This window comes from Microcella sp. (assembly GCF_019739195.1).
Taxonomy (GTDB): Bacteria; Actinomycetota; Actinomycetes; order Actinomycetales; family Microbacteriaceae; genus Microcella.
In genome coordinates, this window is sequence record NZ_JAHHDS010000002.1 from 185,059 (window position 1) to 209,534 (window position 24,476).

The 24,476-nt window shown below is 68.1% G+C and carries 24 protein-coding genes; 5 read left to right on the plus strand and 19 right to left on the minus strand.

Annotated features, from left to right (window positions below; translation table 11 throughout):
* Nucleotides 1-94 precede the first annotated feature (94 nt).
* Together KL788_RS01555 and KL788_RS01560 are read right to left on the minus strand one after the other, a co-directional pair.
* Nucleotides 95-316, minus strand: a complete 222-nt coding sequence (locus KL788_RS01555) for a hypothetical protein (protein WP_293167867.1) — start codon at nucleotides 314-316, stop codon at nucleotides 95-97.
* Between the two features lie 5 nt (nucleotides 317-321).
* On the minus strand, nucleotides 322-987 hold the full coding sequence (locus KL788_RS01560) for an ArsR/SmtB family transcription factor (protein ID WP_293167869.1): 666 nt from the start codon (nucleotides 985-987) through the stop codon (nucleotides 322-324).
* Nucleotides 988-1,100: 113 nt separating this feature from the next.
* On the opposite strand from KL788_RS01560, the gene KL788_RS01565 reads away from it, so the two are divergent.
* Nucleotides 1,101-3,131, plus strand: a complete 2,031-nt coding sequence (locus KL788_RS01565; RefSeq protein ID WP_293167871.1) for a M3 family metallopeptidase — start codon at nucleotides 1,101-1,103, stop codon at nucleotides 3,129-3,131.
* Nucleotides 3,132-3,137: 6 nt separating this feature from the next.
* Here the strand turns inward: KL788_RS01565 and KL788_RS01570 are convergent, their stop codons facing one another.
* A complete protein-coding gene (locus tag KL788_RS01570) occupies nucleotides 3,138-3,722 on the minus strand; it encodes a dihydrofolate reductase family protein (protein WP_293167873.1) in 585 nt (194 codons plus the stop codon).
* Between the two features lie 71 nt (nucleotides 3,723-3,793).
* On the opposite strand from KL788_RS01570, the gene KL788_RS01575 reads away from it, so the two are divergent.
* On the plus strand, nucleotides 3,794-4,384 hold the full coding sequence (locus KL788_RS01575; RefSeq protein ID WP_293167875.1) for a TetR/AcrR family transcriptional regulator: 591 nt from the start codon (nucleotides 3,794-3,796) through the stop codon (nucleotides 4,382-4,384).
* Between the two features lie 10 nt (nucleotides 4,385-4,394).
* On the opposite strand, the gene KL788_RS01580 is transcribed toward KL788_RS01575, so the two are convergent.
* The 9 genes from KL788_RS01580 to KL788_RS01620 all read right to left on the minus strand — a co-directional run bounded on the left by KL788_RS01580 (nucleotide 4,395) and on the right by KL788_RS01620 (nucleotide 15,595).
* A complete protein-coding gene (locus KL788_RS01580; RefSeq protein WP_293167877.1) occupies nucleotides 4,395-5,717 on the minus strand; it encodes a GNAT family N-acetyltransferase in 1,323 nt (440 codons plus the stop codon).
* 22 nt (nucleotides 5,718-5,739) lie between these two features.
* Entirely contained in the window at nucleotides 5,740-6,561 is an 822-nt protein-coding gene (locus KL788_RS01585) for a hypothetical protein (RefSeq protein WP_293167879.1), read from the minus strand.
* Nucleotides 6,558-7,748, minus strand: coding sequence for a benzoate/H(+) symporter BenE family transporter (locus KL788_RS01590; RefSeq protein WP_293167881.1), 1,191 nt, complete (start codon nucleotides 7,746-7,748; stop codon nucleotides 6,558-6,560). The genes KL788_RS01585 and KL788_RS01590 overlap by 4 nt, the downstream gene beginning before the upstream one ends.
* A gap of 91 nt (nucleotides 7,749-7,839) precedes the next feature.
* Nucleotides 7,840-10,074, minus strand: coding sequence for a TIM-barrel domain-containing protein (locus KL788_RS01595; RefSeq protein WP_293167883.1), 2,235 nt, complete (start codon nucleotides 10,072-10,074; stop codon nucleotides 7,840-7,842).
* Nucleotides 10,071-11,219 (minus strand): glycoside hydrolase family 15 protein, encoded by a 1,149-nt coding sequence (locus KL788_RS01600; protein WP_293167885.1) that lies wholly within the window; start codon nucleotides 11,217-11,219, stop codon nucleotides 10,071-10,073. Before KL788_RS01600 ends, KL788_RS01595 begins: the two co-directional genes overlap by 4 nt.
* A gap of 86 nt (nucleotides 11,220-11,305) precedes the next feature.
* Complete coding sequence (locus KL788_RS01605) at nucleotides 11,306-12,550, minus strand: ABC transporter substrate-binding protein (protein WP_293167887.1); 1,245 nt, start codon at nucleotides 12,548-12,550, stop codon at nucleotides 11,306-11,308.
* Between the two features lie 69 nt (nucleotides 12,551-12,619).
* Entirely contained in the window at nucleotides 12,620-13,447 is an 828-nt protein-coding gene (locus KL788_RS01610) for a carbohydrate ABC transporter permease (RefSeq protein WP_293167889.1), read from the minus strand.
* Nucleotides 13,440-14,393: a carbohydrate ABC transporter permease gene (locus KL788_RS01615; RefSeq protein ID WP_293167891.1), complete on the minus strand. Its 954-nt coding sequence runs from the start codon at nucleotides 14,391-14,393 to the stop codon at nucleotides 13,440-13,442. The genes KL788_RS01610 and KL788_RS01615 overlap by 8 nt, the downstream gene beginning before the upstream one ends.
* The gene (locus KL788_RS01620) at nucleotides 14,390-15,595 is read right to left on the minus strand and encodes an ROK family transcriptional regulator (protein WP_293167893.1); all 1,206 of its coding nucleotides are present in this window, start codon (nucleotides 15,593-15,595) and stop codon (nucleotides 14,390-14,392) included. The genes KL788_RS01615 and KL788_RS01620 overlap by 4 nt, the downstream gene beginning before the upstream one ends.
* Before the next feature lie 98 nt (nucleotides 15,596-15,693).
* Between KL788_RS01620 and KL788_RS01625 the strand changes: the two genes are divergently transcribed.
* The gene (locus KL788_RS01625) at nucleotides 15,694-16,473 is read left to right on the plus strand and encodes a hypothetical protein (RefSeq protein WP_293167895.1); all 780 of its coding nucleotides are present in this window, start codon (nucleotides 15,694-15,696) and stop codon (nucleotides 16,471-16,473) included.
* A gap of 2 nt (nucleotides 16,474-16,475) precedes the next feature.
* On the opposite strand, the gene KL788_RS01630 is transcribed toward KL788_RS01625, so the two are convergent.
* Genes KL788_RS01630 through clpX form a run of 3 tightly spaced genes read right to left on the minus strand, consistent with a single transcriptional unit; the run spans nucleotide 16,476 to nucleotide 19,411 of the window.
* A complete protein-coding gene (locus KL788_RS01630) occupies nucleotides 16,476-17,000 on the minus strand; it encodes a pyridoxamine 5'-phosphate oxidase family protein (RefSeq protein WP_293167897.1) in 525 nt (174 codons plus the stop codon).
* 9 nt (nucleotides 17,001-17,009) lie between these two features.
* On the minus strand, nucleotides 17,010-18,107 hold the full coding sequence (locus tag KL788_RS01635; protein ID WP_293167899.1) for an ATP-binding protein: 1,098 nt from the start codon (nucleotides 18,105-18,107) through the stop codon (nucleotides 17,010-17,012).
* Nucleotides 18,108-18,130: 23 nt separating this feature from the next.
* Complete coding sequence (clpX, locus tag KL788_RS01640) at nucleotides 18,131-19,411, minus strand: ATP-dependent Clp protease ATP-binding subunit ClpX (RefSeq protein ID WP_293167901.1); 1,281 nt, start codon at nucleotides 19,409-19,411, stop codon at nucleotides 18,131-18,133.
* 185 nt (nucleotides 19,412-19,596) lie between these two features.
* Between clpX and KL788_RS01645 the strand changes: the two genes are divergently transcribed.
* Nucleotides 19,597-20,289 (plus strand): copper resistance CopC family protein, encoded by a 693-nt coding sequence (locus tag KL788_RS01645; RefSeq protein ID WP_293167902.1) that lies wholly within the window; start codon nucleotides 19,597-19,599, stop codon nucleotides 20,287-20,289.
* 67 nt (nucleotides 20,290-20,356) lie between these two features.
* On the opposite strand, the gene KL788_RS01650 is transcribed toward KL788_RS01645, so the two are convergent.
* The 3 genes from KL788_RS01650 to KL788_RS01660 form a co-directional block, all read right to left on the minus strand.
* Nucleotides 20,357-21,019, minus strand: coding sequence for an ATP-dependent Clp protease proteolytic subunit (locus KL788_RS01650; RefSeq protein ID WP_293167903.1), 663 nt, complete (start codon nucleotides 21,017-21,019; stop codon nucleotides 20,357-20,359).
* A 27-nt stretch (nucleotides 21,020-21,046) separates the two neighbouring features.
* Nucleotides 21,047-21,637 carry an ATP-dependent Clp protease proteolytic subunit gene (locus KL788_RS01655; protein WP_293167905.1) on the minus strand — a complete coding sequence of 197 codons (591 nt, stop codon included), beginning with the start codon at nucleotides 21,635-21,637 and terminating at the stop codon, nucleotides 21,047-21,049.
* A gap of 124 nt (nucleotides 21,638-21,761) precedes the next feature.
* Complete coding sequence (locus tag KL788_RS01660) at nucleotides 21,762-22,328, minus strand: hypothetical protein (RefSeq protein WP_293167907.1); 567 nt, start codon at nucleotides 22,326-22,328, stop codon at nucleotides 21,762-21,764.
* A 69-nt stretch (nucleotides 22,329-22,397) separates the two neighbouring features.
* Here KL788_RS01660 and KL788_RS01665 point away from each other — a divergent pair, with 69 nt between their 5' ends.
* Nucleotides 22,398-22,997: a GNAT family N-acetyltransferase gene (locus tag KL788_RS01665; protein ID WP_293167909.1), complete on the plus strand. Its 600-nt coding sequence runs from the start codon at nucleotides 22,398-22,400 to the stop codon at nucleotides 22,995-22,997.
* 57 nt (nucleotides 22,998-23,054) lie between these two features.
* Here the strand turns inward: KL788_RS01665 and tig are convergent, their stop codons facing one another.
* A complete protein-coding gene (tig, locus tag KL788_RS01670; protein ID WP_367120402.1) occupies nucleotides 23,055-24,428 on the minus strand; it encodes a trigger factor in 1,374 nt (457 codons plus the stop codon).
* Nucleotides 24,429-24,476 lie beyond the last annotated feature (48 nt).

The following is a 24,476-nucleotide window of genomic DNA, read 5'->3' on the forward strand; positions in this document are numbered from 1 at the left end:
ACGCGGATGCTCGGATCATCCTGGTGCGTCGGGGCCCATGGTGCTCAGTGCGGGGTGCCGGTTCAGGGGCCGGGCGGCTGCCCGGCGCGTCGCGCTACTGGGCGATGCCGTAGCGCAGACTGTCGCGCTGCCGTGCCGCCGCGGCCTGCGCAGCGAGCCGCAGGGCCTGCTGCTCGTGCGTCGGTCGCTGCACGGGGCGACGCGCCCACGTCACGAGGGCAAGGCCTGTCGAGAGCACAAGTCGCCGGAAGAACGGCGTTCGGCGGTTCGAAACAGGGCGGTGCGGCACGGTGAGCGAGATCGATGCCGTGGTCATGGCGATCATCCCTTCGATTCAGAGGAGGAGTCGGTGACGAGGTCGGTGGTCTCGGCCGAAGCCGAGGTCTCGGCGGCGATCTCTTCGCCGTCGAGAACGGGAAAGGCGTAGTACTGCAGGTGCACCGGTCGCGAGCCCGGGACGCGCTGGCCGCGGTGCTCGCGGGCGAAGTCGACGATGAGATCGCTGACACGGTGGTTGAGGTCGTCGAGCTGCTCGGCGGTGACGTGCACGCTTGCTGACTGCAGTGCGAGCGCGTCGCGCCAGGCGGGACTCAAGACTTCGTGTCCGCGTTCGATGACGTCGCGCAGACCGAGTTCTCGGTGGTGCAGCCACTCGCGCATGATGACGCGCGACGCGGCTCGGCCGGCCTCGGTCTCGTCGAGTTCGGCGTTGCCGAGCTGGATGGGGCCGGGCACGCGCTCCCACCACCGCTCGCGACCGGTTCCGCGATCAGTGACCTCGCGCACGTAGCCGTGCTTCTCGAGCTGACGCAGGTGGTAGCTCGTGGCTCCGCTCGACTCGCCGAGGCGTTCTGCGAGCCGGCTCGCCGTCTGCTCACCGTAGGTCGACAGGGCCTCGATGATCTGCACACGCAACGGATGCGCAAGCGCTTTGAGGCCGTCGAGGTCGGCGATGCGGCCCTCGGTGTCGGTGCTGGCGTGTCCCATACGAGCAGAATAGCAATGCAAAGACTTCTTTGCAAGCACTTCTTTGCAATGCTTTATTTGCAAGGTGTTCTTTGCAAGCATCTCTTTGCATGTGCGGGCCTAGGCTAGATCTCATGTCGAACCCGTTCCTCGTGCCCAGCACCCTGCCCTACCAACTGCCGCCGTTCGCCGAGATCACCGATGACCACTACGCGCCCGCCATCGAGCAGGGCATGGCCGAGCAACTCGCCGAGATTCAGAACATCACCCGTCGCCGCGACATGCCGAGCTTCGAGAACACCATGGTGCCGCTCGAGTCGAGCGGGCAGCTGCTCATGCGTGTGCTGCGGGTCTTCTACAACAAGGCGTCAGCAGACTCGAACGACGCGACGAACGCCCTCGAAGAAGAGCTCGCGCCGAAGCTCGCCGCCCACGAAGACGCCATCAAGCTCGACTCGGCGCTCTACTGGCGCATCGCGCAGCTGCACGGGCGGCTCGACGAGCTGGCGCTGACTCCCGAGCAGCGTTACCTCGTCGAACGGCACTACACCGAGATGACCCTCGCGGGCGCGGGCCTCGACGACGAGCAGAAGACGCGTTTGAGCGAGCTCAACGCTCGCCTCTCGACACTCACGACCAAGTTCGAGAAGAACCTGCTCGCCGACACCAACGAGCTCGCTGTCGTGATCGACGACGCGGCCGACCTCGACGGCCTTTCCCCCGGCGAGATCAGCGCCGCCGCCCAGGCCGCCGCCGACCGCGGCCTCGAGGGCAAGTGTCTGATCACGCTCGTGCTGCCGACCGGCCACCCCTGGCTCGAGAGCCTCACGAACCGCGAGGTGCGCGACCGCATCATGGCGGCGTCGCGCGCCCGCGGCAGCCGCGGCGGTGAGCACGACAACCGCGAGGTGCTGCTCGAGATCGTGCAGCTACGGGCAGAGCGCGCCGCCCTGCTCGGCTTCGACAACCACGCCGCGTTCGTCACGGCCGATCAGACGGCGAAGACCCCCGCGCGCGTCGCCGAGATGCTCGATCGCCTCGCCCCGGCGGCAGCACGCAACGCCGCTGCCGAGCAGCAGAAGCTCGCGGCTCTCGCCGGCCACTCGATCGAAGCGCAAGACTGGGCGTTCTACAACGAGAAGGTGCGCAAGGCCGACTACGACGTCGACACGAGCGAGCTACGCCCCTATTTCGAGGCCGAGCGCGTGCTGCAGCAGGGCGTCTTCGCCGCCGCGACGAAGGTCTACGGCATCACCTTCACCGAGCGCACCGACCTCGTCGGGTACCACCCGGAGGTGCGGGTGTTCGAGGTGCGCAACGAGGATGGATCCGACCTCGGGCTCTACCTGCTCGACCTGTACACCCGCGACAGCAAGCGTGGCGGCGCGTGGATGAACGAGCTCATCGGGCAGAACACGCTGCTCGAGCATCCGACGATCGTCGTCAATAATCTCAACGTGCCCAAGCCCGCCGCGGGCGAGCCGACCCTGCTGACCTTCGACGAGGTCAACACGTTCTTCCACGAGTTCGGGCACGCGCTGCACGGGCTCTTCGCCCACGTCACCTACCCGCGGTTCACGGGCACGAACGTGTACCGCGACTTCGTCGAGTTCCCCAGCCAGGTCAACGAGATGTGGATGCTCTGGCCCGAGATCGTCAACGACTACGCGGTGCACCACGTCACGGGCGAGCCGATCCCGGCCGAGACCCTCGACCGCGTGCGCGCCGCGCAGCTGTGGGGCGAGGGATTCGCGACGAGCGAGTACCTCGCTGCGGCGCTGCTCGACCAGGCCTGGCATACGCTCAGCGCCGCCGAGGCCGCTGCCGTCACGGATGTCGCCGCGTTCGAAGCCGCTGCCCTGACACGCGTGGGTCTCGACAACCCCGCGGTGCCGACGCGCTACAGCTCGACGTACTTCGCCCACACCTTCTCCGGCGGCTACGACGCCGGCTACTACAGCTACATCTGGAGCGAGGTGCTCGACGCCGACACCGTGCAGTGGTTCGAGGAGAACGGGGGGCTCACGCGGGCCAACGGCGACCGGTTCCGGCACTATGTGCTCGGGCTCGGAGGCGCGGGCGACCCGCTCGACGCCTACCGAGAGTTCCGCGGGCGCGACGCCGTCATCGAGCCGCTGCTCGCGCGCCGCGGGCTCGTCGCGTAGTCGACATCACGCCGCCAGGGCCCGTTCGTACTCGAGCACGACAATGCCCGCGGGCATGTCGCGGCGACTCATCAGGCTCCAGTTCGAGCTCGGCAGGGGCGCACTGAACAGTGGTCGGCCCTGACCAGCGATGAAGGGATTCACCTTCACGATCAGACGATCGATCTCGTCGTGCAGGCTGGCGGCGAGTCGTCCGCCGCCGCACAACCAGATGTCTCCCGATGCCGTCGACTTGAGTCTTCGGATGAACTCGACGGGGTCACTGTCGACGAGCGTCACCTCAGGTTCGATGTCGCGGCTCAGCGTCGTCGACACCACGTACTGGTCGAGATGCGCGTAGGGCGAGCGCAGCCCGGCCCGCCGCGCGGGCTCGAAAGTCTCTCGACCCATGACGACGGTGCTCCATGCCGACGATGACGCGGCTTCAGCAATGCCGAGCTGCTGATGGAACGGTGTCGGAAACGACTGCGGATAGAGCTCGGCGAGCGCGCTCAGCGCGCTCGGATCGCTCGTGAAGCGGTCGGTCGACCCGTCGGCTTCAGCGATCATGCCGTCGATGCTCGTCGCGATGTAGTAGATCAAGTGGCGCATCGTGGTTCCTTTCACAACAGGTGTCGTGGTTGAAACTACTACGTCGATAGTGGTCTGTCTAGACTGTGCTCATGGTCGCTAACCCCTACCGACGCGCGCAGCTCAGCGATGCCGCGCTGCTGCTGCTCGCCCGCTCTGGCCTGCGTGGCGTCACCCACCGCGCCGTCGACACTGAAGCCGGGGTGCCCGCCGGCACCACATCGAATTACTTTGCCGACCGAGCCGCGTTGCTCAGTGCGCTCGCCGAGCGGGTGTACGAACGCCTTCAACCCGACCCCGACGTGCTGCACCGACTCGAGTCGCTGCCGCGCAACCGAGACACCTTCGCCGACTACATGCGCGATATCGTTCGCCGCGCAACAGACGAGCCGACCTTGATCTTGGCGCTCTGGGAGCTCCGCATCGAATCAACTCGCAATGCCGAGGTTGCCGAACTGGTGACCGCCACCGTGCAACGAGCATTTCAGTTCGATGTGGACTACCACCGGGCCTCGGGCCTGCCAGGCGGCGAGGTCGAGGTCTCACTGCTCCACTGGGCCATCGACGGACTGCTCATGGACCTGCTCGGCCCACCCATGGGGTCATCGATGACGCCTGATCGAGCAGTCGAGCTGCTAGTCGATCGCCTGGTGCCAGACGATAGTGCTCGGGTGGCACCGTAGAAGCGACGCGTCAGAACCAGGTGCTGAGCCACGGCGCGCGCGAGACGCGCAGCATCGCGTCGAGGCGAGCCGCCGAGCCGGGCGAGCCCTCAACCAGGCGGCCGGCAACACGCAGCGCGTCGACCGGGGTGCCGCCGAGCATGAGCGCACCGAGCGCCTCGGCGCCGAGGTCGATGACCGCCGCGCCGCCGGAGCCGCCGTCGTGCGCCGTGACCGTCGCAACGCCGTCGGAATCGGTGGCGAGCATCCACGCGCCCTCGGCGAAGCCGAGCGGATCGGTGACGCGCAGCAGCACCGCATCGGCCGCGGCATAGCGTCGAGCAGTCAGTGCCGCGGGCACATCGAGCACGCGCAGCCACAGGTGCTCGCGTCTCGCGATCGTCTGCACGGCGCGCGGGTTGGAGACGAGCCAGGGCAGCGGCTCGTCAACGGGCCGGAGATGGGCGAGCACTGTTGCCACCAGATCTTGATCGAGCACGTAGTGCCAGAGGGCCACGTAGGCGTCGTCGGTCGCTGCGCACAGGTACTCGACGGTGAGCGTGTGAGCGGCGAAGTCGGCCTCGTCCTCAGCGACCGAGTAGAGCACGAAGCCCTGCGGCTCGCCGTGCTCGTCGTCGTAGCGCGCGGCTCGCAGCTTCGGGGCATGAGAAGCCGTACGGGCCGACACTGCGAACATGCGGTCCCACAGCAGTTCTTTGCCCGGAACTTCGCCGGCGATGCGCTCGTGCGCCCGAGTTGCCAGCACGGGCGCGAGCCCCCGTAGCTCGGGTGCGCTGACGCGGTGAACGCGGCCGCTCGGCATCACAGCCGTCATCTGCAGCCCGCGCGTATCGATGCGGTAGTCGGCCGTGTAGGCGGCGGGGCCGAAACCCCATCGGCCGTAGATCGTCGCCTCAGACACCGTGAGCATCGCGAGCGGAAGGCCCGCCGCGTGCGCCGCGCGAAGCTCGCCCTCCAGCAGAGCGCGCGCGATGCCGCGACGGCGGTGGGTGGCCGCGACAGACACCGCACTGATGGCCCAGCCGTCGAGCGCGCGGCCGTCACCCAGGCTGACGGTCGACCGCCACGAACCGACCGTCGCGATCGGATGATCAGGCTCTGCCGTCGCCGTATCCCACACCCCGATCGAACGCGTGCCAGCGAGCGCGGTGCGGTACTCGGCGAGCTGCTCCACCGTCAAGGCGTCGAAGTGGAACCCGCGGTGATCGGCCTGCAGCCATCGGTCGTGCTCATCGGCATCGTCGGTATCGACGACGGCGTACCGCAGCTCCTCGGCTTCGAGCGCTACGCGCGAGGTCTCGTCGAGCGGAAGGTCATTGTGCGCGTGGGGCATGAGGCCAGGCTAGCGACCACGGCTACTGCAGGCCGCGGCGCAGGGCGGCGACGGCGGCCTCGGTCGCATCCACCCCATCGGCCGCGGCGCGCTGCTCGAGGGCTTCGGCGAGGTCGGTGGGCAGCGCGAGTGAGAGGTGCCCGGCGGGCGCGGGGGCACCGGCAGCAGCATCCGCACCCATCGCATCGGCCACCGCGACGGCCGGCGCATCTTTCACGAAAATGGCCAGCACGGGCACGACGACCGTGCCGAGCACGTCGAGAATGCCGACGACGCCGAACAGTCGCCAGTACCACTCCTCGTTCTCGTACCCGGGAATCTCGCCCTCGCTCACGATGGGCAGAATGATCATGATCGCCACCGCCGCGATCATCACGAGCGTGATCATGAGCCCGATGCGGATGACCGCACGCCGTCGCCCGGCGAGCAGCAGCAGCAGGTTCGCGTGCGCGAAGCTCACCGCGATGATGCCCGCGGTCGCGAACACCTTGAGCCACTCGTCGAAGCCCGGCGAATCCCAGTCGCGCCAGATCAGAACCAGGCCGGCCACGAGCGTCACCGTGCTGGCCGCGAGACCGACGAATCCGACGATACGCATGGCCCGGTCGGCGATGGCGAGGTGGCAGAGCGCCGTGATGCTCGTGGCGCCGAGCAGCAGGGTCGTGAGCACGATGCGGCCCTGCGTCTCGCCGAAGTCGCCGCTCAGCAGGGCGATGATGCCGACGACGGCGGCAAGTGAGAACGACACGATGATGCCGTAGATCGCTCCCTTGCGCGCGGCACCGATGGCGGCATCTCGGCGGTGGTCGGCGGCAGCGGTGCGGGTGGGCTGGGTGGTGGTCATTCCGGCTCCTTTGCTGGGGCGCCCTCGACCATACTCCTCGGCTGCCGCGGGCGGGTGACGAGCATGACGAGTGCGCCGACGAGTAGCCCCCAGAACGCGCTGCCGATACCGAGCACGACAACACCCGACGCGACGACGATGAGGGTCACCGCCGCGGTCAGCCGAGTCTCGGGCACCTCGAACGCGCTGACGAGACCTGTCGTGAAGGCCCCGAGCAGCGCCAGCCCGGCGACGGCGATGATGAGGATCGGCGGGGCCGCCGAGACAAGGGCCGTCGCGACTCCCGCCCCCAGACCGAGCAGCACGTAGGTGACGCCGCCCGCGATCGGGGCGATCCAGCGGCGCGCAGGGTCGGGGTGCGAGTCGGGCCCGGCCATCAGCGCGGCCGTGAGCGCCGCGAGGTTGAGCGCATAGCCGCCGAAGGGCGCCGTGAGCGCGGTGGCGGCACCGGTCGCGGCGAGCACGGTGCGCGCCGGCACACCACGGAAGCCCAGGGTCGTCAGCACAGCGAAGCCTGGGACGTTCTGCCCGGCCATCGTGACGATGTAGAGCGGCACGCCGAGCGACACGATGACGAGCGGGTCGAACGTCGGCAGAGTGACGGTGAAGCCCGGTGCCAAGGTAGCGCCGGTCATCCACTCGCTACCGGCACTGATGACGACGCCGATGATCGCCACGAGCATGGCGGCCGGCACCGCCCAGCGCGGTAACCACCTGATGAGCAGCAGCCACACGATGATCACCGGAGCCGCCAGCAGGGGCTCTTGCAGCACTGCGGTGACGGGCGCGATGCAGATCGGGAACAAGATACCCGCGAGCATCGCCCCGGCGAGCGGCATCGGGATGCGCGTCATCGCGCGGCCGAGTGGTGCCCACAGCCCGCTCACGAGAATGAGCAACCCGCACACGATGAAGGCGCCGATGGCCGCACTGTACGAACCGGTCGTGCCCTCGGCCGCGACGAGCAGCGCAGCGCCGGGTGTTGACCATGCGAAGCTCAGCGGCAGGCGAAACCGCCACGACAGCAGCGCGGCGAGCAGCGCCTGACCGATGCACAGCGCGAGCAGTCCGCTCGCGGCCTCCTCGGGGCTCGCCCCGACGGCGAGCAGCCCGGCAATGACGAGGGCGAACGAGCTCGCGAAGCCCGTGAGCGCGCCGATGACCCCGGCGATGATCGGCTGCAGCACCCGCTCAGCCTACGGCGCTGGATGTTCGTAACTCATGCTGACGTGAAGGATGTGACGGGTTGGCCCGTCAGATGTGGTCGATCAGCCTGAGTTACGAACGGAACACGTCGCGCAGCGCCGGCCAGTCGGCGGCGCGCACGTAGACCGGGGCCTCGTCGAGAGGCACCTCGGTCGTGTGGGTGGCGCCGCCCGTCACCTGTTCGCCACTGAACGCGTGCACCCACTCCCCCGCAGGCAGAGTCGCGGTGTGCGAAATCGCCCCCTCGGTGGCGACCGGCGAGACGAGGATGCTCCTGCCGAGCATCCACTGCAGGGGCGAGCCCCACAGCCGATCGTCGTCGGGCCAGTCGAAGAACAGCGGCCGCATGAGCGAGGTTCCCTGCTCGATCGCCCACGCGCTCTCGGCCGAGAGGTAGGGCACGAGCCGCTCACGTAGCTGCACGATGCGCTGCACGCCCGGCAGCACGCGGTCGTCGCCCGTGCGTTCGGCGATGTTCCACGGCGTGCGGTCGCGGCTGGGCGAGCGGTGGTGGTTGAACTCGGAGTGGTACTGCATGATCGGCACGAACGCCGCTGCGGCCATCGAGCGCAGGTAGAGCTCAGCCGTGGGGATCTCTCCGCTGAAGCCGGCGATATCCCACCCCCAGTAGAGCACCCCGCTCGCCGTGGCGTTGAGCCCCGCGAAGAGTGACCAGCGGAAGGCCTCCCAGGTCGAGTTCTCGTCGCCCGCCCAGAAGGCGCCGTGCGCCTGCGAGCCGGTGAACCCGGCGCGCGAGAAGGTCACCGGCGCTTTGCCTGCGCGGCGCAGCAGGTCGCCGTAGGCCTTCGCATACGCGACGGGGAAGGTGTTGTTCGCCTCGTCGCCGCGGCGACCATCGAGATACTGCAGCTCGCGACCCCAGGCGTGCTCGCCGCCGTCGGTCTTGAAGCCGTCGATGCCGAGCTCGTCGACCAGGTAGCGGCGCTTCTCGGTCCACCACTCGGCCGCGCGTTCGTCGGTGAGGTCGGGCATGAGCCCGAGCGGAAACCACCAGCCGCGGTTGCGGTAGGGCCGCAGCCGGCCATCGGGCCCGGGCTCACGGATGAGCGTGCCCTCGCGCACGGCGGCATCGGCGTCGTGCCGCGTCTGCCCGCGCGGATGCGGCCGCATCTTGATGAGCGGAATCTGCCAGAGCAGCAGCGCGATGTCGCGCGCGTGCAGCTCGTCGACCATGCCTTTCGGATCAGGCCAGGCGCCCTCGGCGGGGAAGGTGAAGTCGGAAAGGCGCATCGGGCCGCCGTCGGCGCGCGGCGCGTACTGCGCGTCGCGCCAGATGTGGAAGGTGCTCTCGTCGCTCCACGCCTCGATCACGATGCTGCCGATCGGGATGCCGTGCTCGCGGTGCAGGTCGGCCTGCCGCATCACCTCGGCCTGCGTGTTCCACTCGTTGCCGCTCGCCCACAGCCGCAGCACCCAGTCAGGCAGCTGCTCGGGGCGACCGACCTCGCCGAGGAAGGCGTCGAGCACGTCATGCGGGGTGCCGGTGTACGCAGCGACCTCGATGACGCTCGATGCTGCCCTGGGGCTGTCGACCTCGGCCTCGATCACGAGCCGGTCGGGTGCCGATGCACCGACGTCGAACCACACACGGCGCGAGGTGCGCACGTGGAAGCCCCAGCCGCGGCTTCCCACGACATGGGCGAACGGCATGGGCAGGTAGGTCTTGCGCTCGGCACCCTGAGACTTGTACTGCTCGAAGACGACCGAGTCGAGAGACTGGCCGCGGTGGTCGAGGGCGTCGAACCGCTCGCCGAATCCGCTCACGCGCTCGCCGTCGCTCAGCGCGAGCGCGAAGCGTGCCCGCAGCAGCCGCTCACCGTCGTCGAGCACCTCGACGCTGCCCGGCACGAGCCCGGCAGCGGCATCCACCGCCACGGTCTCGTCGGGGGCCGATCGCCAGGCGGCGACCCGCACGTCGAACCAGCGCGTGCGCTGCGAGGCGGGCGCGTCTGCGGGTCCGCCGACGAATCGATAACGATAGGCCCGGTGCGGCGCGAGGTCTCGCAGCGTCACCGAGTAGCTGCCCGCGGCGCGGGCAAGGCGGGCCTGCGCGCTCGCGAGGTGGCCGCCGTCGACGGTCTGCCCGCGCGAGCGACGAACGGCACGATCGAGGGGATGCTCGTTCACCGCTGTGCCGTCATGCCACTGCAGCGTCACGATGTCGACCTCGGCCGACACGCGCACGCCGAGCGTCAGCGGCTCGCCGGCGACCGGGTCGACCGGGTCGCGCTGCTCGGTGTCGACCGAGTAGGGGTGGCCCGAACCGAAGGGAACGTGCCGGATCATGCGCTCACCCCGGCAGAATACGTCGAGGGCTGCAGCACGTCGAGCTCGACCGCGAGCCGCACGAACATGGCGTGGCTCCACAGCAGGGGTGTGGCGACGGGGCCCCAGCGTTCGAGCCACTCGTTGCGCCGCTCGGGCGCCAACAGATGGTCGGGCACCTGCTCGGGCAGAAAGCCGTCGTCGGTCTCGGTGCCGGCGGCCCAGGTCAGCAGTCGCAAGGCCGCATCGCGATCGCCGGCGCGACTGTGAGCGAGTCCGAGAAAGCAGCTCAGCAGGGGCCACTGCCCGCCGCCGAAGAAGGTGTCGAGCAGGTAGCGGTGCACGCCGCCGTCGACGCTCAACTGCGTCTCGATCGCGCGGATGCTCGCGAGGCCCAGCGGGCTCGTCGCCTCGACAACGCCGAGGGGTGCGATCACGGCCGCGAGCGAGCCGTCGACCGCGGTCGAGCCGAGCCACTTGGCGAGGTGACCATCGTACGTGCCGCGGTCGGCGATGAGGCCGCGGGCGGATGCTGCTGCCGAGGTCGCCGCTGCGGCACCGTCGGCGGTCAGCAGGTCAGAGCGCGACGCGGCCTCGAGCCCGGCCACGACGCAGCCGAGCGTCGAGACGTGCTTCTCGGCCGCGTGCTCCTCCCACCAGTCGTAGCAGGGCCGCGACCATGTGGCGAGCAGGTAGTCGACACTCAAGCGGATGCCGTCGGCCCAGCGGTCGAGATCGAGGTCGTGGCGTTCGGCGTGAGCAATGCACGCCCACACCCACGTGCCGTAGCCGTCGGTCTGGAAGTCCCACCAGTCGTCGTCGCCCTCGTCTCCGTCGAAGGTGAAACGGGTGGCGAGCATGCGGTCATCGGGCAGCGGGGTGCCGGCGGCCTCCGCCGCGACGATCTGGGCGATGCGGTCGCTGCGCTGATCGAGCATCCGGTTGCACCAGTCGAAGAAGCGCGAGGCCGACTCGACGGCGCCCGCCGCCGACATGCCGTCGGCAATGAAGGCGCCGTCGCGAAACCAGCTGTAGCCCTGGTAGGCCGAGAAGGTGGGGCTCGCGGGGTAGGCGCCGCCCGCGTGCTGCAGGCTCTCGATGAGGGCCACGCTGCGCGCGGCGAGGTCGGCGAGCTGATCGAGATCGCTCGAGGTGGTGATGGTCATGAGCGTGGGCCCTCCAGGGCGTGGCCGGGGTGGGGTTCCGGCGACTCGCGCCGCCGGAACCCCACCGAGAGGTCGAGGGTTGCGGGTCAGCCGCCGATGACGGCGTTGATGCGCTCCTCAGCGCTCGCGAGTGCTTCGGCGACGGTCTTGCGACCGGCCTGGGCCTCGATGAGCTCCTCGTTCATGATGTCTTGCATCTCTTGCTGGCCGGTCGAGACGATCGGCTGGATCGCGATGCCGTCGAGCGAGTCGAAGACCGCCTGACGGTTGGCCGGGTTGTCTTTCGTCAGGTACAGCGCCAGCTGCGACTCGTCGCTGATCGGCGGCAGCTCCCAGCCCGACTCGAGCCGCACGTCGACCATCGTCTGCGACGAGGTCAAGAACTCGGCGAAGAGCGTGGCGGCCTCGATGTTCTCGGAGGTTGCCGAGACACCCACGGCGTTCGAGAACACGCCGCTGGCCTGCTGAGTCTTGCCCGGCTCGACCGCGATGTCCCAGTTGAAGGGCACATCGGCGACGGCGCCGAACACCCAGATGCCCGTGTGCAGCATGCCGAGCTTGCCGTCGACGAACAGGTTCGTGTCGAAGTCGGGGGTTCCCTGACCCTGCTCGATCGTCGGCATGACGGTGCCGCTCTTGTTCACGAGCCACTCTGCGGCCTCGATGCCGCCCGGGGTGTTGAAGGCCACCGCGGTGCGGTCGTCGTTCAAGAACGACTCGCCGTTCTGCGCGAGCACCTTGTAGTACTCGAAGAACGACACCGGCTGGTGGCTGCCCCAGATGTCGCCGCCGAGCGCGGTGATCGCTTCAGCAGCAGCCTGCTCGTCGGCCCACGTCCAGTCGGCCGTCGGGTAGTCGAGACCGGCCTGGTCGAAGAGGTCGGCGTTGTAGTACAGCACGACGGCCGAGAACGAGCTCGGCAGACCGTAGCTGACGCCGTCGCGCGAATAGGCCTCGATGAGCGACTCGCGGTAGGCCTCGGGGTTCGCGACCTCGAGGGGCGCCAGGGCGCCCGAGTCGGCGAGCGTCTGGAAGAACCCGAAGTCGGTGTCGACCACATCGGCGATCGAGCCGGCCGCGAGGTCGGTCTGCAGCGCCGTGAAGTAGTCGCCGTAGGGCAGCGTCGTCACCTCGACAGTGATGTTCGGGTTCTCGGCCTCGAAGGCGTCGATGATGGCGGCGAGGTTGTCTTCGTTGCCATCGTTCGAGATGAAGTTGCTGTAGGTGATGGTGACCGGGCCTTCGGGCTCGGCCGGCTCGGCGGCGCAACCGCCGAGCACGAGTGCGGAGACGCCGGCGAGGCCGACGGCTGCGATGAGTGAACGCTTCATGTGAGTGCTATCTCCTTTGATATTCGGTACCGGTGGTGCGGATCTTTTCGATGGGTGGGTTCCCGAGGACTACTTGATCCCCGAGCTGGCGACGCCCTGGATGATGTACTTCTGGGCGAAGATGTAGAGCGCGAGCATGGGCAGCACGCTGATGACCGAGCCGGCCATGACGACGTCCCACGCGGTCGTGTACTGGCCTTGCAGGCCGGCGAGCGCGATCGGCAGCGTCTGCAGCTCGGGTGATCGCAGCACGATGAGCGGCCACAAGAAGCTGTTCCAGCTGCCCATGAACGCGAAGATCGTCAGCGTCGCGAGCGCGGGCTTGATGTTCGGCAGGATGATCGAGAAGAACACACGGAAGTGGCCCGCGCCGTCGAGCGTTGCGGCCTCATCGAGCTCGCGGGGCACCTGGTTGACGGCCTGGCGCAGCAGGAAGATGCCGAAGGCGCTCGCGAAGGTCGGCAACAGGGCGCCGAGGTAGGTGTTGAGCAGCCCGAAGGTCTTCAGCTGGGCGAAGAGCGGCACGACCAGCACCTGCAGCGGAATCATCATCGTGGCGAGGTACACCGCGAAGACGACGCCGCGGCCCCGAAACGGCAGCCTGCTGAAGGCGTAGGCCGCAGTGGCGCTCGTGAAGAGCTGCACGATCGTCGTGATGACGGCGAGCATGAGGCTGTTGAGCACCACGCGCGCGAAGGGACGCTCGGTGAACAGCACCTCGTAGGCCTCGAACGACGGGTTCTCGGGCCACAGCTGCGGTGTGATCGAGAAGCCGGCCCCGGGGGTAATCGAGGTAATGAAGGTCCACAGGAACGGAAAGAACATCGCTGCTGCGCCGAGGATGACGGCGATGTGCAGCACGATCCAGCCCGCGCGGCTCGTGGTGCGCTCACGCATAGTGCACCCACCGCTTCTGACCGATGATCTGCACGACGGTCACGCCGAGAATGACGGCGAAGAGCATCCACGACAGGGCCGAGGCCTCACCCGCCGCGCCGTAGCGGAACGTGAGGTCGTAGATTTGTTGCACGACGACCTGGCTCGAGCCCGCAGGGCCGCCGCCCGTCATCGCGTAGACCTGATCGAAGACCTGGAAGCCGTTGATGAGCGAGATGACCACGACGAAGAACGTGCTGGGGCTCAGCATCGGAAGGGTCACGTTACGGAATCGCGCCCACGCGCCCGCGCCGTCAACCTTCGCCGCGTCGTAGAGATCGGGGTTGATCGCCTGGAGGCCGGCGAGCAAGATCACCATGACGAAACCGAGGTCTTTCCAGGCGCTCGCGAGAATGATCGAGGGCATCGACCACGCCGGCTCAGCCCACCAGCCGGGGCCGTCGATGCCGACCCAGCCGAGCACGGTGTTGACGACGCCGTTGCTCGGGTTGAGCAACCAGCGCCACACGACGGCGACGGCGATCCAGCTCGTCACGACGGGCAAGAAGTAGATGCCGCGCCAGAACGATCGACCCTTGAGAGCACGGTTCAGGGCGAGGGCGAGAATGAGACCGCCGACGTAGACGAGCGGCAGATAGCCGACGATGTAGTAGAGCGTGTTGCCGAAGACCGCGGCCGTGCCCGGGTCTGCGAGCAGCTCGGCGAAGTTGTCGAGACCGACGAACTGCATGGGCGTGATGAGGTTCCAGTCATGGAGACTGATCCATGCCGCCGACACCATCGGCACCAGCACGAACAACGCGAGCGGCACCGCGCTCGGCAACAAGAAGGCCGCGACCGTGAGGCCGTAGCGCCAGCCGCGCTTCTTCGGCGCGCGCACCGGAGCCGTGAGGCGCTCGACCGGCGCCCGATCGACGAGGCTCGTCTGCAGCGTCGAGACGCTCACGAGGGGTCTCCGGCCGGTGCCGCCTGCTCGACGAGCCGCTGACGCACAAGGTCACCCTGATCGCCCGCGACGCCGTCGGCGTCGAAGGGGGTCGCGAGCACGAGAGTCGCTGCGCCCTGCGCCCAGCTGTCGTCTTGCCAGCTCTCGACCGCGACGGCAACGCCGCGGCGCGACGGCATGAGCGCGGCGCGAAAGGCGGGCTCGAATCCGAATGACCAGTGCGCCCAGTCGGTGGTTCCTTCGCCGAGCACGATGATGATCTCGGGGTCGAGCGCGTGTACGAGCCCGGCGAGCGTGCGTCCGAGTAGGTGACCGGCCTCGCCGAAGATCGCGGCGGCAGCGGCGTCTCCCCCGGCGGCCGCGTCGCGCAGTGCGGCGAGAGGGGCGTCTGACCCGATGACCCCGCGCTCGCGGGCGATGCGCACGAGGGCGTCTTCACTGATGAAGGTCTCGAGACAGCCGCGGTTGCCGCAGCTGCAGAGAGGGCCCTCATCGCGCACGGGGATATGACCGATCTCACCGGCGCCCCCGCCCGTGCCGCGCACAATGACACCGTCGATGACGATCGCGGCTCCGACGCCGGTGCCGATCGTCACGACGAGAAAGTTGCGGTGCCGTCGACCCAGCCCGTAGAGCCGTTCGGCCATGGCCACGGCGTTGACGTTGTTCTCGACGAGCACGGGCAGCCCCAGCTCGCGTCGCAGGGTCGAACCGATCGGCACGTTGGTCCAGCCGAGCTGGGTCGAGTTGACGATGCCCGTGCCTTGAGCATCCACATCGCCCGGAACCCCCACGCCGACGCCCAGCAGCGGCGTGTCGGCTCCCCCGGCAATAAAGCGGCGCAGCCGGTCGGCGAGAACGGCGAGCATCGTGTTCGCCGCCGCATCGAAGGGTTCGCTCGCGGTGCGGCCGACCGAGCCGTCGATACCGACCTCGACGAAGGCGAGGTGATCAGCGGCGACCTTCACACCGACCGCGCGACCGGCGCTCGCGACGAGCCCCAGCATGCGCGCGGGGCGGCCGCCCTGGCTGGCCTGGTGGGCGAGCTCGCGGATCAGGCCGTCGGCGATGAGATCTTTCGACAACTGCGTCATGAGCGCCGGCGAGAGCGAGAGCGACCGGGCGAGATCGGCGCGCGAAGCCGGACCGTGCGCGCCCAGGTGCGCGAGAATCGCAGACCTGTTCACGTCGGTGCGTGCCATCGGACGAAGCGCCATTGGTGTCCCTTACTTCAGTAGTAAAGAAACCATAGAATGAAGTTCGGAAGCATGTCAAGCACCCGTCCGCGAAAGGCCATCAGATGAACGCCGATGTTCACGCCCGGTTCGAGCACTACCTCAACGCGGTCACCCGCCGCCTGCGCGATGACCCGCGGGTCGTCGGCCTCGTCGCTATGGGCTCGACGGCTGAGCGGCACAGGGTCGACGAGTGGAGCGACCACGACCTCGCGATCGTGACCCTGGCCGGGTACCAAGAAGAGCTGCGGCACGAGCGCGGCTGGTTACCCGATGCCGAGCATCTCGTGCTCGACGTCATCGAGTGGCACGGCGGCGGCAAGCTGATCTTCGACGACGGCCGCGTGGTCGAGTTCGGCGTCGCGACAGCAGAGGAGCTCTCCGGCTGGAGCGTGCACCACCACGACGTGTTGTTCGACCGGGGTGGCGTCGCCGAAGCGGTCGCGCTCGCCGTCGCGCGGTCGCCGCGCAATGCAGACGCCGACCTCGGCGAGACGCTCGCGATCGCTGTCGCGCACACCCACATCGGCGCCGGCAAGGCCGCCCGCGGCGAACTGCTCGCGGCCAGCACAGCGCTGCGGGGCGATGCCGTCACCGCGCTCGCGACGGCGGTTGCGATCATCTCTGACCCGGATGCTCGCGCCGACTACCTCGACCCCCGACGCCGCCTCGAGCAGACCCACCCCGAGGTCGCCCGAGCTCTCGCCGAAGCGATGCGACTCGATGAGCTGGCTCTCGCGCGTCGGTTGCTCGAGATCGCCGAGCAGCTCGCCGGCGATCGCGCGGAGTTCCCGCGCGCCGCGGTCGACGCCGTGCGCCGTCGGCACGGCTGGTCGACCGACTGAGGTCAGGGCGCCGCGCGGTACCAGTGGCGCACGTGCTGACGGTCGTGGCTCGCCTGCCAGAACTCGACCTCGGTGGGCGTCAGCGCCCACGCCGCCCAGTCGGGGTTGTGCGAGTCGGTCACGGCGGGTCGTGCAGCCCAGTCGGCCGCAGCCACCGTGCTCGGCAGCTCTTCGACCTCGCCGGTGAGGCGCACCTGGCGCCCGAGCTCGGGCCAGTAGAAGGTCATCGCCGCGCTCGGGTTCGCCGCGAGGTCGATGCCCTTGCGGGTCGAGCGCGCGCCGGCGAAGACCCACTGCCCGTCGACGAGGTCTTTCAAGATGAGCGTGCGCGCGGTCACGTGGCCCGTGGGCCCCGCCGTCGAGAGGGTGAAGACGTGCGGCTGCGCGACGCCGCGCGCGAGAGCGTCGTCGAGCCACTGCAGAAACAGCTCGGCGGCGTGCTCGGGCGCGGTCGAGGGGTCGAACGTCGGCAGCGTGGCCGGAAACGCCGGCAACGATCGCAGCCGGTCGCGCAGTGAGGTGCTCATGTCGTCAGGCTAGCCCGCCTGGCCGCGAAGAGGCACCCGCACATCGGCCCCGCCTTCGTGCGTGTAGCGCGCCCGCATACGCACGACGCCGTCGGTGGGCGCGAAACCGCCCGCGAGCAACGCCTGCCCCTGCTCGAACGTCGAGGCTCGGGCGAAGAGCTCGGAAGGCACGAACCCGAAGACGTCGCCGAGCTCAGCAAGATCAGCCGGTGAGCTCATCTTCATCAACCCGAGGTTGTCACACTGCGAGATCACGCCGGGGTGCACTTTCGAGGGCCGCTGGGTGGAGAGGAGCATCCAGATGCCGTATTTGCGCCCTTCCGCGGCAATCTGGATGATGCGTTCTCGCACCGCGACCCCGAGGGTTCCGCTGAGCTCGGGCGAGCTGACATTGTGCGCCTCATCGATGACGAGCAGCACCGGCCGCCGCTCTTCGCGCCGCAGCCACAGGTCATCGAGCACCGCGAGCACGACCGACAGAGACTCGTCGGGGTGCGCGAAGCCGCCGATGTCGAGCACGGTCGCGTCGGGGCGTTCGGCGATGATCTCACTGGCTGCCGGATGCTCGCCGGCCCAGATCTGCCACTCGAGCAGCCCGAGGTTCTCGATGCGCTGCGCGATCGCGAGCTGGCCCGGATCGTCTGACGACCGCAACCGGCCGATCAGGGTCGAGGCATCGAGGGTCTCTGCCGAGTCGGAGAGATGCAGAAAGGCGTTGTACTCGAGGCGGTCGACGATGGGGTCGAGGCGCATGATCGCGGCCTTCGACTGCGGCAGCATGGTCGAGAATCTCGCGCGCAGGGCGTCGGTGCCCTGATGCGCAGGCCGCAGCACGCGGATGTCGCGTGCGCGCAGGGCATCGCCGGCCGAGGAGTCGACGCCGTCGCGCACCTCGCCGAGCCGCACGAAGTCGGCGTTCGGGTCGATGATGACGAGGGGCAGGGCCGTGCGCAGCAGCAGCTCTTCGAGCACGACGCCGAGAGCGTAGGTCTTGCCCGAGCCGCTCTGGCCGCACCAGAACGTGTGGCGATTGAACTTCTCGGGCCGCAATCCGGCCGCGGTCGTTGTACCGTCGACGACCCCGACGTCGAGCAGCGACTCGGTCACGGTGTCACGCTCTCCGGGTCGACTCAGGCGGACTTCTCGCGGCGGGTGACCACCCGGCGGGGAACGATCGTCGGCGCAGCGTTCTCCATGACGGCGTCTTTCGTGACGACGATGCGCTCGACGTCATCGTGCGAAGGCACCTCGAACATGATCGGCCCGAGCACCTCTTCGAGAATCGCCCGTAGGCCTCGAGCGCCCGTCTGCCGCAGCACGGCCAGGTCGGCGATCGCGTCGAGAGCGTCTTGCTCGAACTCGAGCTCGACGCCGTCGATCTCGAACATGCGCTGGTACTGCCGCACGAGAGCGTTGCGCGGCGTCGTGAGAATCTCGATGAGCGCGGTGCGGTCGAGCGGAGTCACCGTCGTGACGACGGGCAGTCGGCCGATGAACTCGGGAATCAGACCGAACTTGTGCAGGTCTTCGGGCAACACCTCGCTGAAGAGGTTCTTCTCGAGCGACTTGTCATGCAGCGGGGCACCGAAGCCGATGCCGCGCTTGCCCGCCCGCTGACTGATGATGTCTTCGAGGCCAGCGAAGGCCCCCGCCACGATGAACAGCACGTTCGTCGTGTCGATTTGAATGAACTCTTGGTGAGGATGCTTGCGCCCGCCCTGCGGGGGAACGCTCGCAACGGTGCCCTCAAGAATCTTGAGCAGCGCCTGCTGCACGCCCTCGCCCGAGACATCGCGCGTGATCGACGGGTTCTCGGCCTTGCGGGCGATCTTGTCAACCTCGTCGATGTAGATGATGCCTGTCTCGGCACGCTTGACGTCGTAGTCGGCGGCCTGGATGAGTTTGAGCAGAATGTTCTCGACGTCTTCGCCGACGTAGCCAGCCTCGGTCAAGGCCGTGGCATCAGCGACCGCGAAGGGAACATTGAGGCGCTTCGCCAGAGTCTGGGCGAGGTAGGTCTTGCCGCAGCCGGTGGGCCCGATGAGCAAAATGTTGCTCTTCGCGATCTCGACATCGTCGGCGAGCTGATCTGCCGCGGTGATCGTGGCGCGGGCACGGATGCGCTTGTAGTGGTTGTACACGGCGACCGAGAGCGACTTCTTCGCCGCCTCCTGACCGATCACATACTCTTCGAGGAAGGCGTAGATCTCTTTGGGTTTGGGCAGTTCGAAGTCGACCGCTTCGCCCTCGTTCGACTCGGCGAGGCGCTCTTCGATGATCTCGTTGCAGAGCTCGACGCACTCGTCGCAGATGTAGACGCCGGGGCCGGCGATGAGCTGCTGAACCTGCTTCTGGCTCTTGCCGCAGAATGAGCACTTGAGCAGGTCGGCGCTTTCTCCGATGCGAGCCATGGCCTCACCCCTCCGTCGAGAGCCAGAACCCATAGCGGACCAGCCCTGAGTCGAGCCTAACGCGCACGAACGACGTTCGTCGTGCACCAGCGGCCCTCCGGGTGTCGCGGCATCGCCCCTCCCCCGCGGCGCTCGCTCCGAATGCTCGGCGAGCACCAACATCGCGCACCTACTCTGGAGTCACCATGTCATCACCACGCACCCGCTCCCTCGCCCCATTGCCGCTCGTCGGCGTGCTCGCGGTCGGCTTCGCCCTCGCGATCGCGGCGCCCGCAGCCGCCCACAACTTCATCGTCTCGTCGACGCCCGCCGACGGCGAGAACCTGACCGAGCTGCCCGAGCAGTGGCAGATCACCACGAACGAGACCCTGCTCGACCTGGGCGGTCAGGGGGCGGGCTTCGCTCTGCTCGTGAGCGACGAGCAGGGCCTGTTCTACGGCGACGGCTGCGTCACGATCGACGGCCCAGGTCTCTCGACGCCGGCTGCGCTCGGGGCCGACGGTGCCTACACGTTGACCTATCAGTTCGTCTCGGCCGACGGACACACGCTCTCGGGCGAGCTGCCGTTCACGTGGCAGGCTCCGGCCGACTTCGAGCCGCACGTCGGCCTGGCCGAGCCGCCGGTCTGCGGCGAGACCGCCAGTGCTCCGGCACCGGAGCCCACGGCGACAGCCGAGCCTCAGCCTGACGTGACCGACGAGCCCGTGGTCGACGCAGAACCGGTCGAGCCGGTCTCTGACGATGCGTCGCTGATCGTCATCGCGGTGTTCATCGCGGTGGTCGTCGCCATCGCGGGCGTCGTGACGGCCGCCCTCATGCGGGCACGAGGGCGACGCAAGGCCGAGCAGACCGATGGCCCGGAGGGCGCTGACCTCTAAGGACGAATGACGCGAGCCCCGCATCCGAAGAATGGATGCGGGGCTCGCGTCGTCGAGGCGAGGCGCGTTAGGAGGCGATCGCCGCCGGCAGCGTCTTGCGGCTCGTGAGCACCTGGTCGATGAGGCCGTACTCGAGGGCCTCGTCGGCGATGAGAATCTTGTCGCGGTCGATGTCTTTGTTGACCTGCTCGACACTGCGGTTCGAGTGCTTCGAGAGCGTGACCTCGAGCCACTCGCGCAGGCGCGCGATCTCTTTCGCCTGAATCTCGATGTCGCTCGCCTGACCGCGTCCGGCATCGCCCGTAGCTGGCTGGTGGATCAGCACGCGCGCGTTCGGCAGCGCGAGGCGCTTGCCGGGCGACCCAGCCGCGAGCAGCACGGCCGCCGCCGAGGCCGCCTGACCGAGCACGACCGTCTGAATCTGCGGACGGATGTACTGCATCGTGTCGTAGATCGCCGTCATGGCCGTGAACGAGCCACCGGGGCTGTTGATGTACATGACGATGTCGCGATCGGGGTCTTGGCTCTCGAGCACGAGCAGCTGGGCCATGACGTCATCGGCCGAGGCGTCATCGACCTGCACACCAAGAAAGATGATGCGGTCTTCAAACAGCTTGGCGTAGGGGTCTTGCCGCTTGTAGCCGTAGGCCGTGCGCTCTTCGAAGCTGGGCAGAATGTAGCGGCTGTCAGGCATGCCGGGAATCGCGGCGCCGTAGGAGGGGGTCTGCATGAGTCGTGTCCTTTTTCTCTCTCGCCGCTACTTCTTGTCGTTCGTTCCGCCGCCGCCGACGACATCACTGGCGGATGCGCGAATGTGGTCGACGAAGCCGTAGGCGAGCGCCTCTTCGGCCGTGAACCACCGGTCGCGGTCGCCGTCGGCGTGAATCTGCTCGACCGTCTTGCCGGTCTGCTCAGCCGTGATCTCGGCGAGCCGGTTCTTCATGTCGACGATGAGTTGCGCCTGCGTCTGAATGTCGCTCGAGGTGCCGCCAAAGCCGCCGTGCGGCTGGTGCAGCAGCACGCGGGCGTTAGGCGTGATGTAGCGCTTGCCCTTCGTACCTGCGGTGAGCAGCAGCTGGCCCATCGAGGCCGCCATGCCGATGCCGACGGTGACGATGTCGTTCGGCACGAACTGCATGGTGTCGTAGATAGCCATGCCGGCCGTGACCGAGCCACCGGGCGAGTTGACGTAGAGGAAGATGTCTTTCTCGGCATCTTCAGCGGCAAGCAGCAGCAGCTTCGCCGCGATCTCGTTCGCGTTCTCATCGCGCACCTCTGAGCCGAGCCAGATGATGCGGTCTTTCAGCAGCTTGTCGAAAACGCTGTTCGGCATTGCCGGTTCGGCCATGGGGAGTGCTCCTGTTCGTCGCGTGCTTCGAATCTACAGAAGCCGCGGCACGCGAACGGCCGTGTTCGCCCTGGGCAGAGCACGCCTGCGTGCCCGCCGAGAATGCTCGCCGTCGACGGCGCGCCTATTCGAGCAGCTCGGCCTCGATCTCGTAGGTCGAGCCGTCGAACGCGGTGACGCGCACGAGGGTCTCAGCGAAGCCGTCGGAGAGCACGACCGAGCAGATCAGCTCAGCCCCCACGAAGATCTCGACGTCGTCGGGCCCACAGTTGACGACCCCCCGCTCGCCGACGACCTGCTCGAGCGCACTCGCCACGACCTCTTGGAAGTCGGCGCTCGACACGAAGCCCGACTCGGTTTGAGGCTCGGGTGCGCCTTCGCTCGTGATGTCGATCTCGTAGTAGTCGCCGTCGATCAGCACGATCTCGACGCGCACGGGAATCTGCTGGTCGAGCCCCACTTCGGTGCCCGTGCAGTTCAGCACCGTGCCTACCTCGAAGGCCACCTCTTCGGTTCCGCAGTCGAGCTCGATCTCGGCTCCGACCTCGTCGCGAATGGTGCCCTCGGCGAGTGCGGCGACATCGCCAGCGGGAATGGTCGCGGGAGCCCCGATCGAGAAGCTGCACGCGGTGAGGGCGAGCACCACGGCTGACCCGAGGGTGGTGGCGCTCAGTACGCGAATCGTCGTCATGGCGAGACGCTACTCCTCAGCGACGGCGGGCGGCAATGAGCAAAAAGTCCCCCGCCCTACAGTGTTCCCGTGCCCCTTCTCCGCGCTGCCACGACCGACGATCTCGCGACCCTCGAATCGATCTGCGTGCTCACCGGCGACGACGGCGCCGATGCCTCCGGTACCTACGATCAGCCCGAACTGCTCGCGCACCACTGGGCCTCGCCGCACCTCGCCGCCGACCCGTCGCTGTGCACGATCGTGGTCGATGACGACGGCCCAGTCGGCTACCTCGTGGCGACCGCCGACACGGTCGCTTTCGAGGCCTGGTGCGAACGGATGTGGTGGCCGCCGCTGCGCGACCGGTACCCCCTGCAGGCTCCGCGCCGCGATCGCGACCAGCAGCTTGTCGACCTGATGCACGCGCCCGACCGCACCCCTGCATCCGTCACGGATGCGTACCCGGCGCACCTGCACATCAACCTGCTGCCGCGCGCGCAAGGGCTCGGGCTGGGGCGCGCGCTCATCGAGCGCCTCGTCGACCAGTTACGCGACCGCGGTGTCGCCGGCGTGCACCTCGGGGTCTCGGGCACCAACCCTCGAGCGATCGCGTTCTACGAGCACGTGGGCTTCGTGCGGGTCACCACCGAAGACGACGGCGGCATCGTCATGGGGATGCGCCTGCGCTAGCGGGAACGACGAGGGGCCCGGCGCCGCGGCGCCGAGCCCCTCGTAGCGATTCGCGACCTAGTGGTCGTGACCGCTGTGCTCGTCAGAACCGTGATCGTCGTGGTCGTGACCGCTGTGGTCGTCGCCATCCATCGCGTCGGCGACCGGCGCCACGGCAGCGGCCGTGAAGGCCGTGAGGTCGACGGCCTTGCCCTTGCTGTCGACGACCTTCGCCTTGCTGAGGGCGACCGAGAGCGCCTTCGAGCGGGCGACTTCGCCGACCATGCCCGGAATCTGGCCGTTCTGGTCGAGGATCTTGATGAACTCGCCCGGCTCCATGCCGTACTGCGAGGCACCCTGAATCAGGTACTGGGTCAGCTCGTCTTGGCTTACCTTGACCTCTTCTTTCTCGGCGAGAGCGTCGAGGAAGATCTGGGTGCGGAAGGTGTTGGTGCTCGACTCAGTCACTTCGGCACGGTGCGCGTCGTCGTCGAGACGGTTCTCGTTCTCGAGGTGGCGGTGCACTTCGCCTTCGACGAGCGACTCGGGCACCGGAATCTCGACCTTCTCGAGCAGCGCGGCGAGCAGCTTGTCGCGCGCCTCGGCACCCTGACCGAACGACTTCTGCTTGAGCAGCTGCTCGCGCAGGTCGGAGCGCAGTTCTCCGATGGTGTCGAACTGGCTGGCGATCTGAGCGAAGTCGTCGTCGGCTTCGGGCAGCTCGCGCTCTTTCACCGAGAGCACCGTGACCTCGATCTGCGCCATCTCGCCCTCGTGGTCGCCGCCGAGAAGCTTCGACTCAAACGTCGTGGTCTCGCCGGCGGTCAGGGTGTCGACGGCGTCGTCGATGCCCTCGATGAGCTCGCCCGAGCCGAGCTCGTACGAGATCGAGTTGGCGGTGTCGACCGTGGTGCCGCCGACGGTGGCGATGAGGTCGAGCTGCACGAAGTCGCCCTTCGTCGCAGGACGGTCGACCGTGACGAGCGTGCCGAAGCGGCTGCGCAGGTTCTCGAGCTCGGTCTCAACCTCGTCGGGGGTGACATCGGTCGCCTCGACCTCGATCTTGAGGCCGTCGTACTTGGGCAGGTCGAACTCGGGGCGAACATCCACCTCGATGGTGACGAGCAGGTCGCCCGAGAAGTCTTTGTCGCTCGGCCACTCGGTGACGTCGGCCGACGGGCGGCCGAGGGCGCGCAGGCCCTGGTCGGCGATCGCGGTGCGGTAGAACCCGTCGAGACCTTCGCTCACGGCGTGGTTGAGCACCTCGCCGCGACCGACGCGCTGGTCGATGATGGGCGGCGGCACCTTGCCCTTGCGGAAGCCGGGAATGTTCACCGTCTCGGCGATGTGCTTGTAGGCGTGCTGGATGCTCGGCTTCAGCTCATCGGGCGTGACGGTGATGGCGATCTTCACGCGCGTCGGGCTGAGCTTCTCGACCGTGGACTGGACCAAAGGGAATTCTCCTGAATGTGTGTGCGAGGGGCGATGGTCGGGGCGACA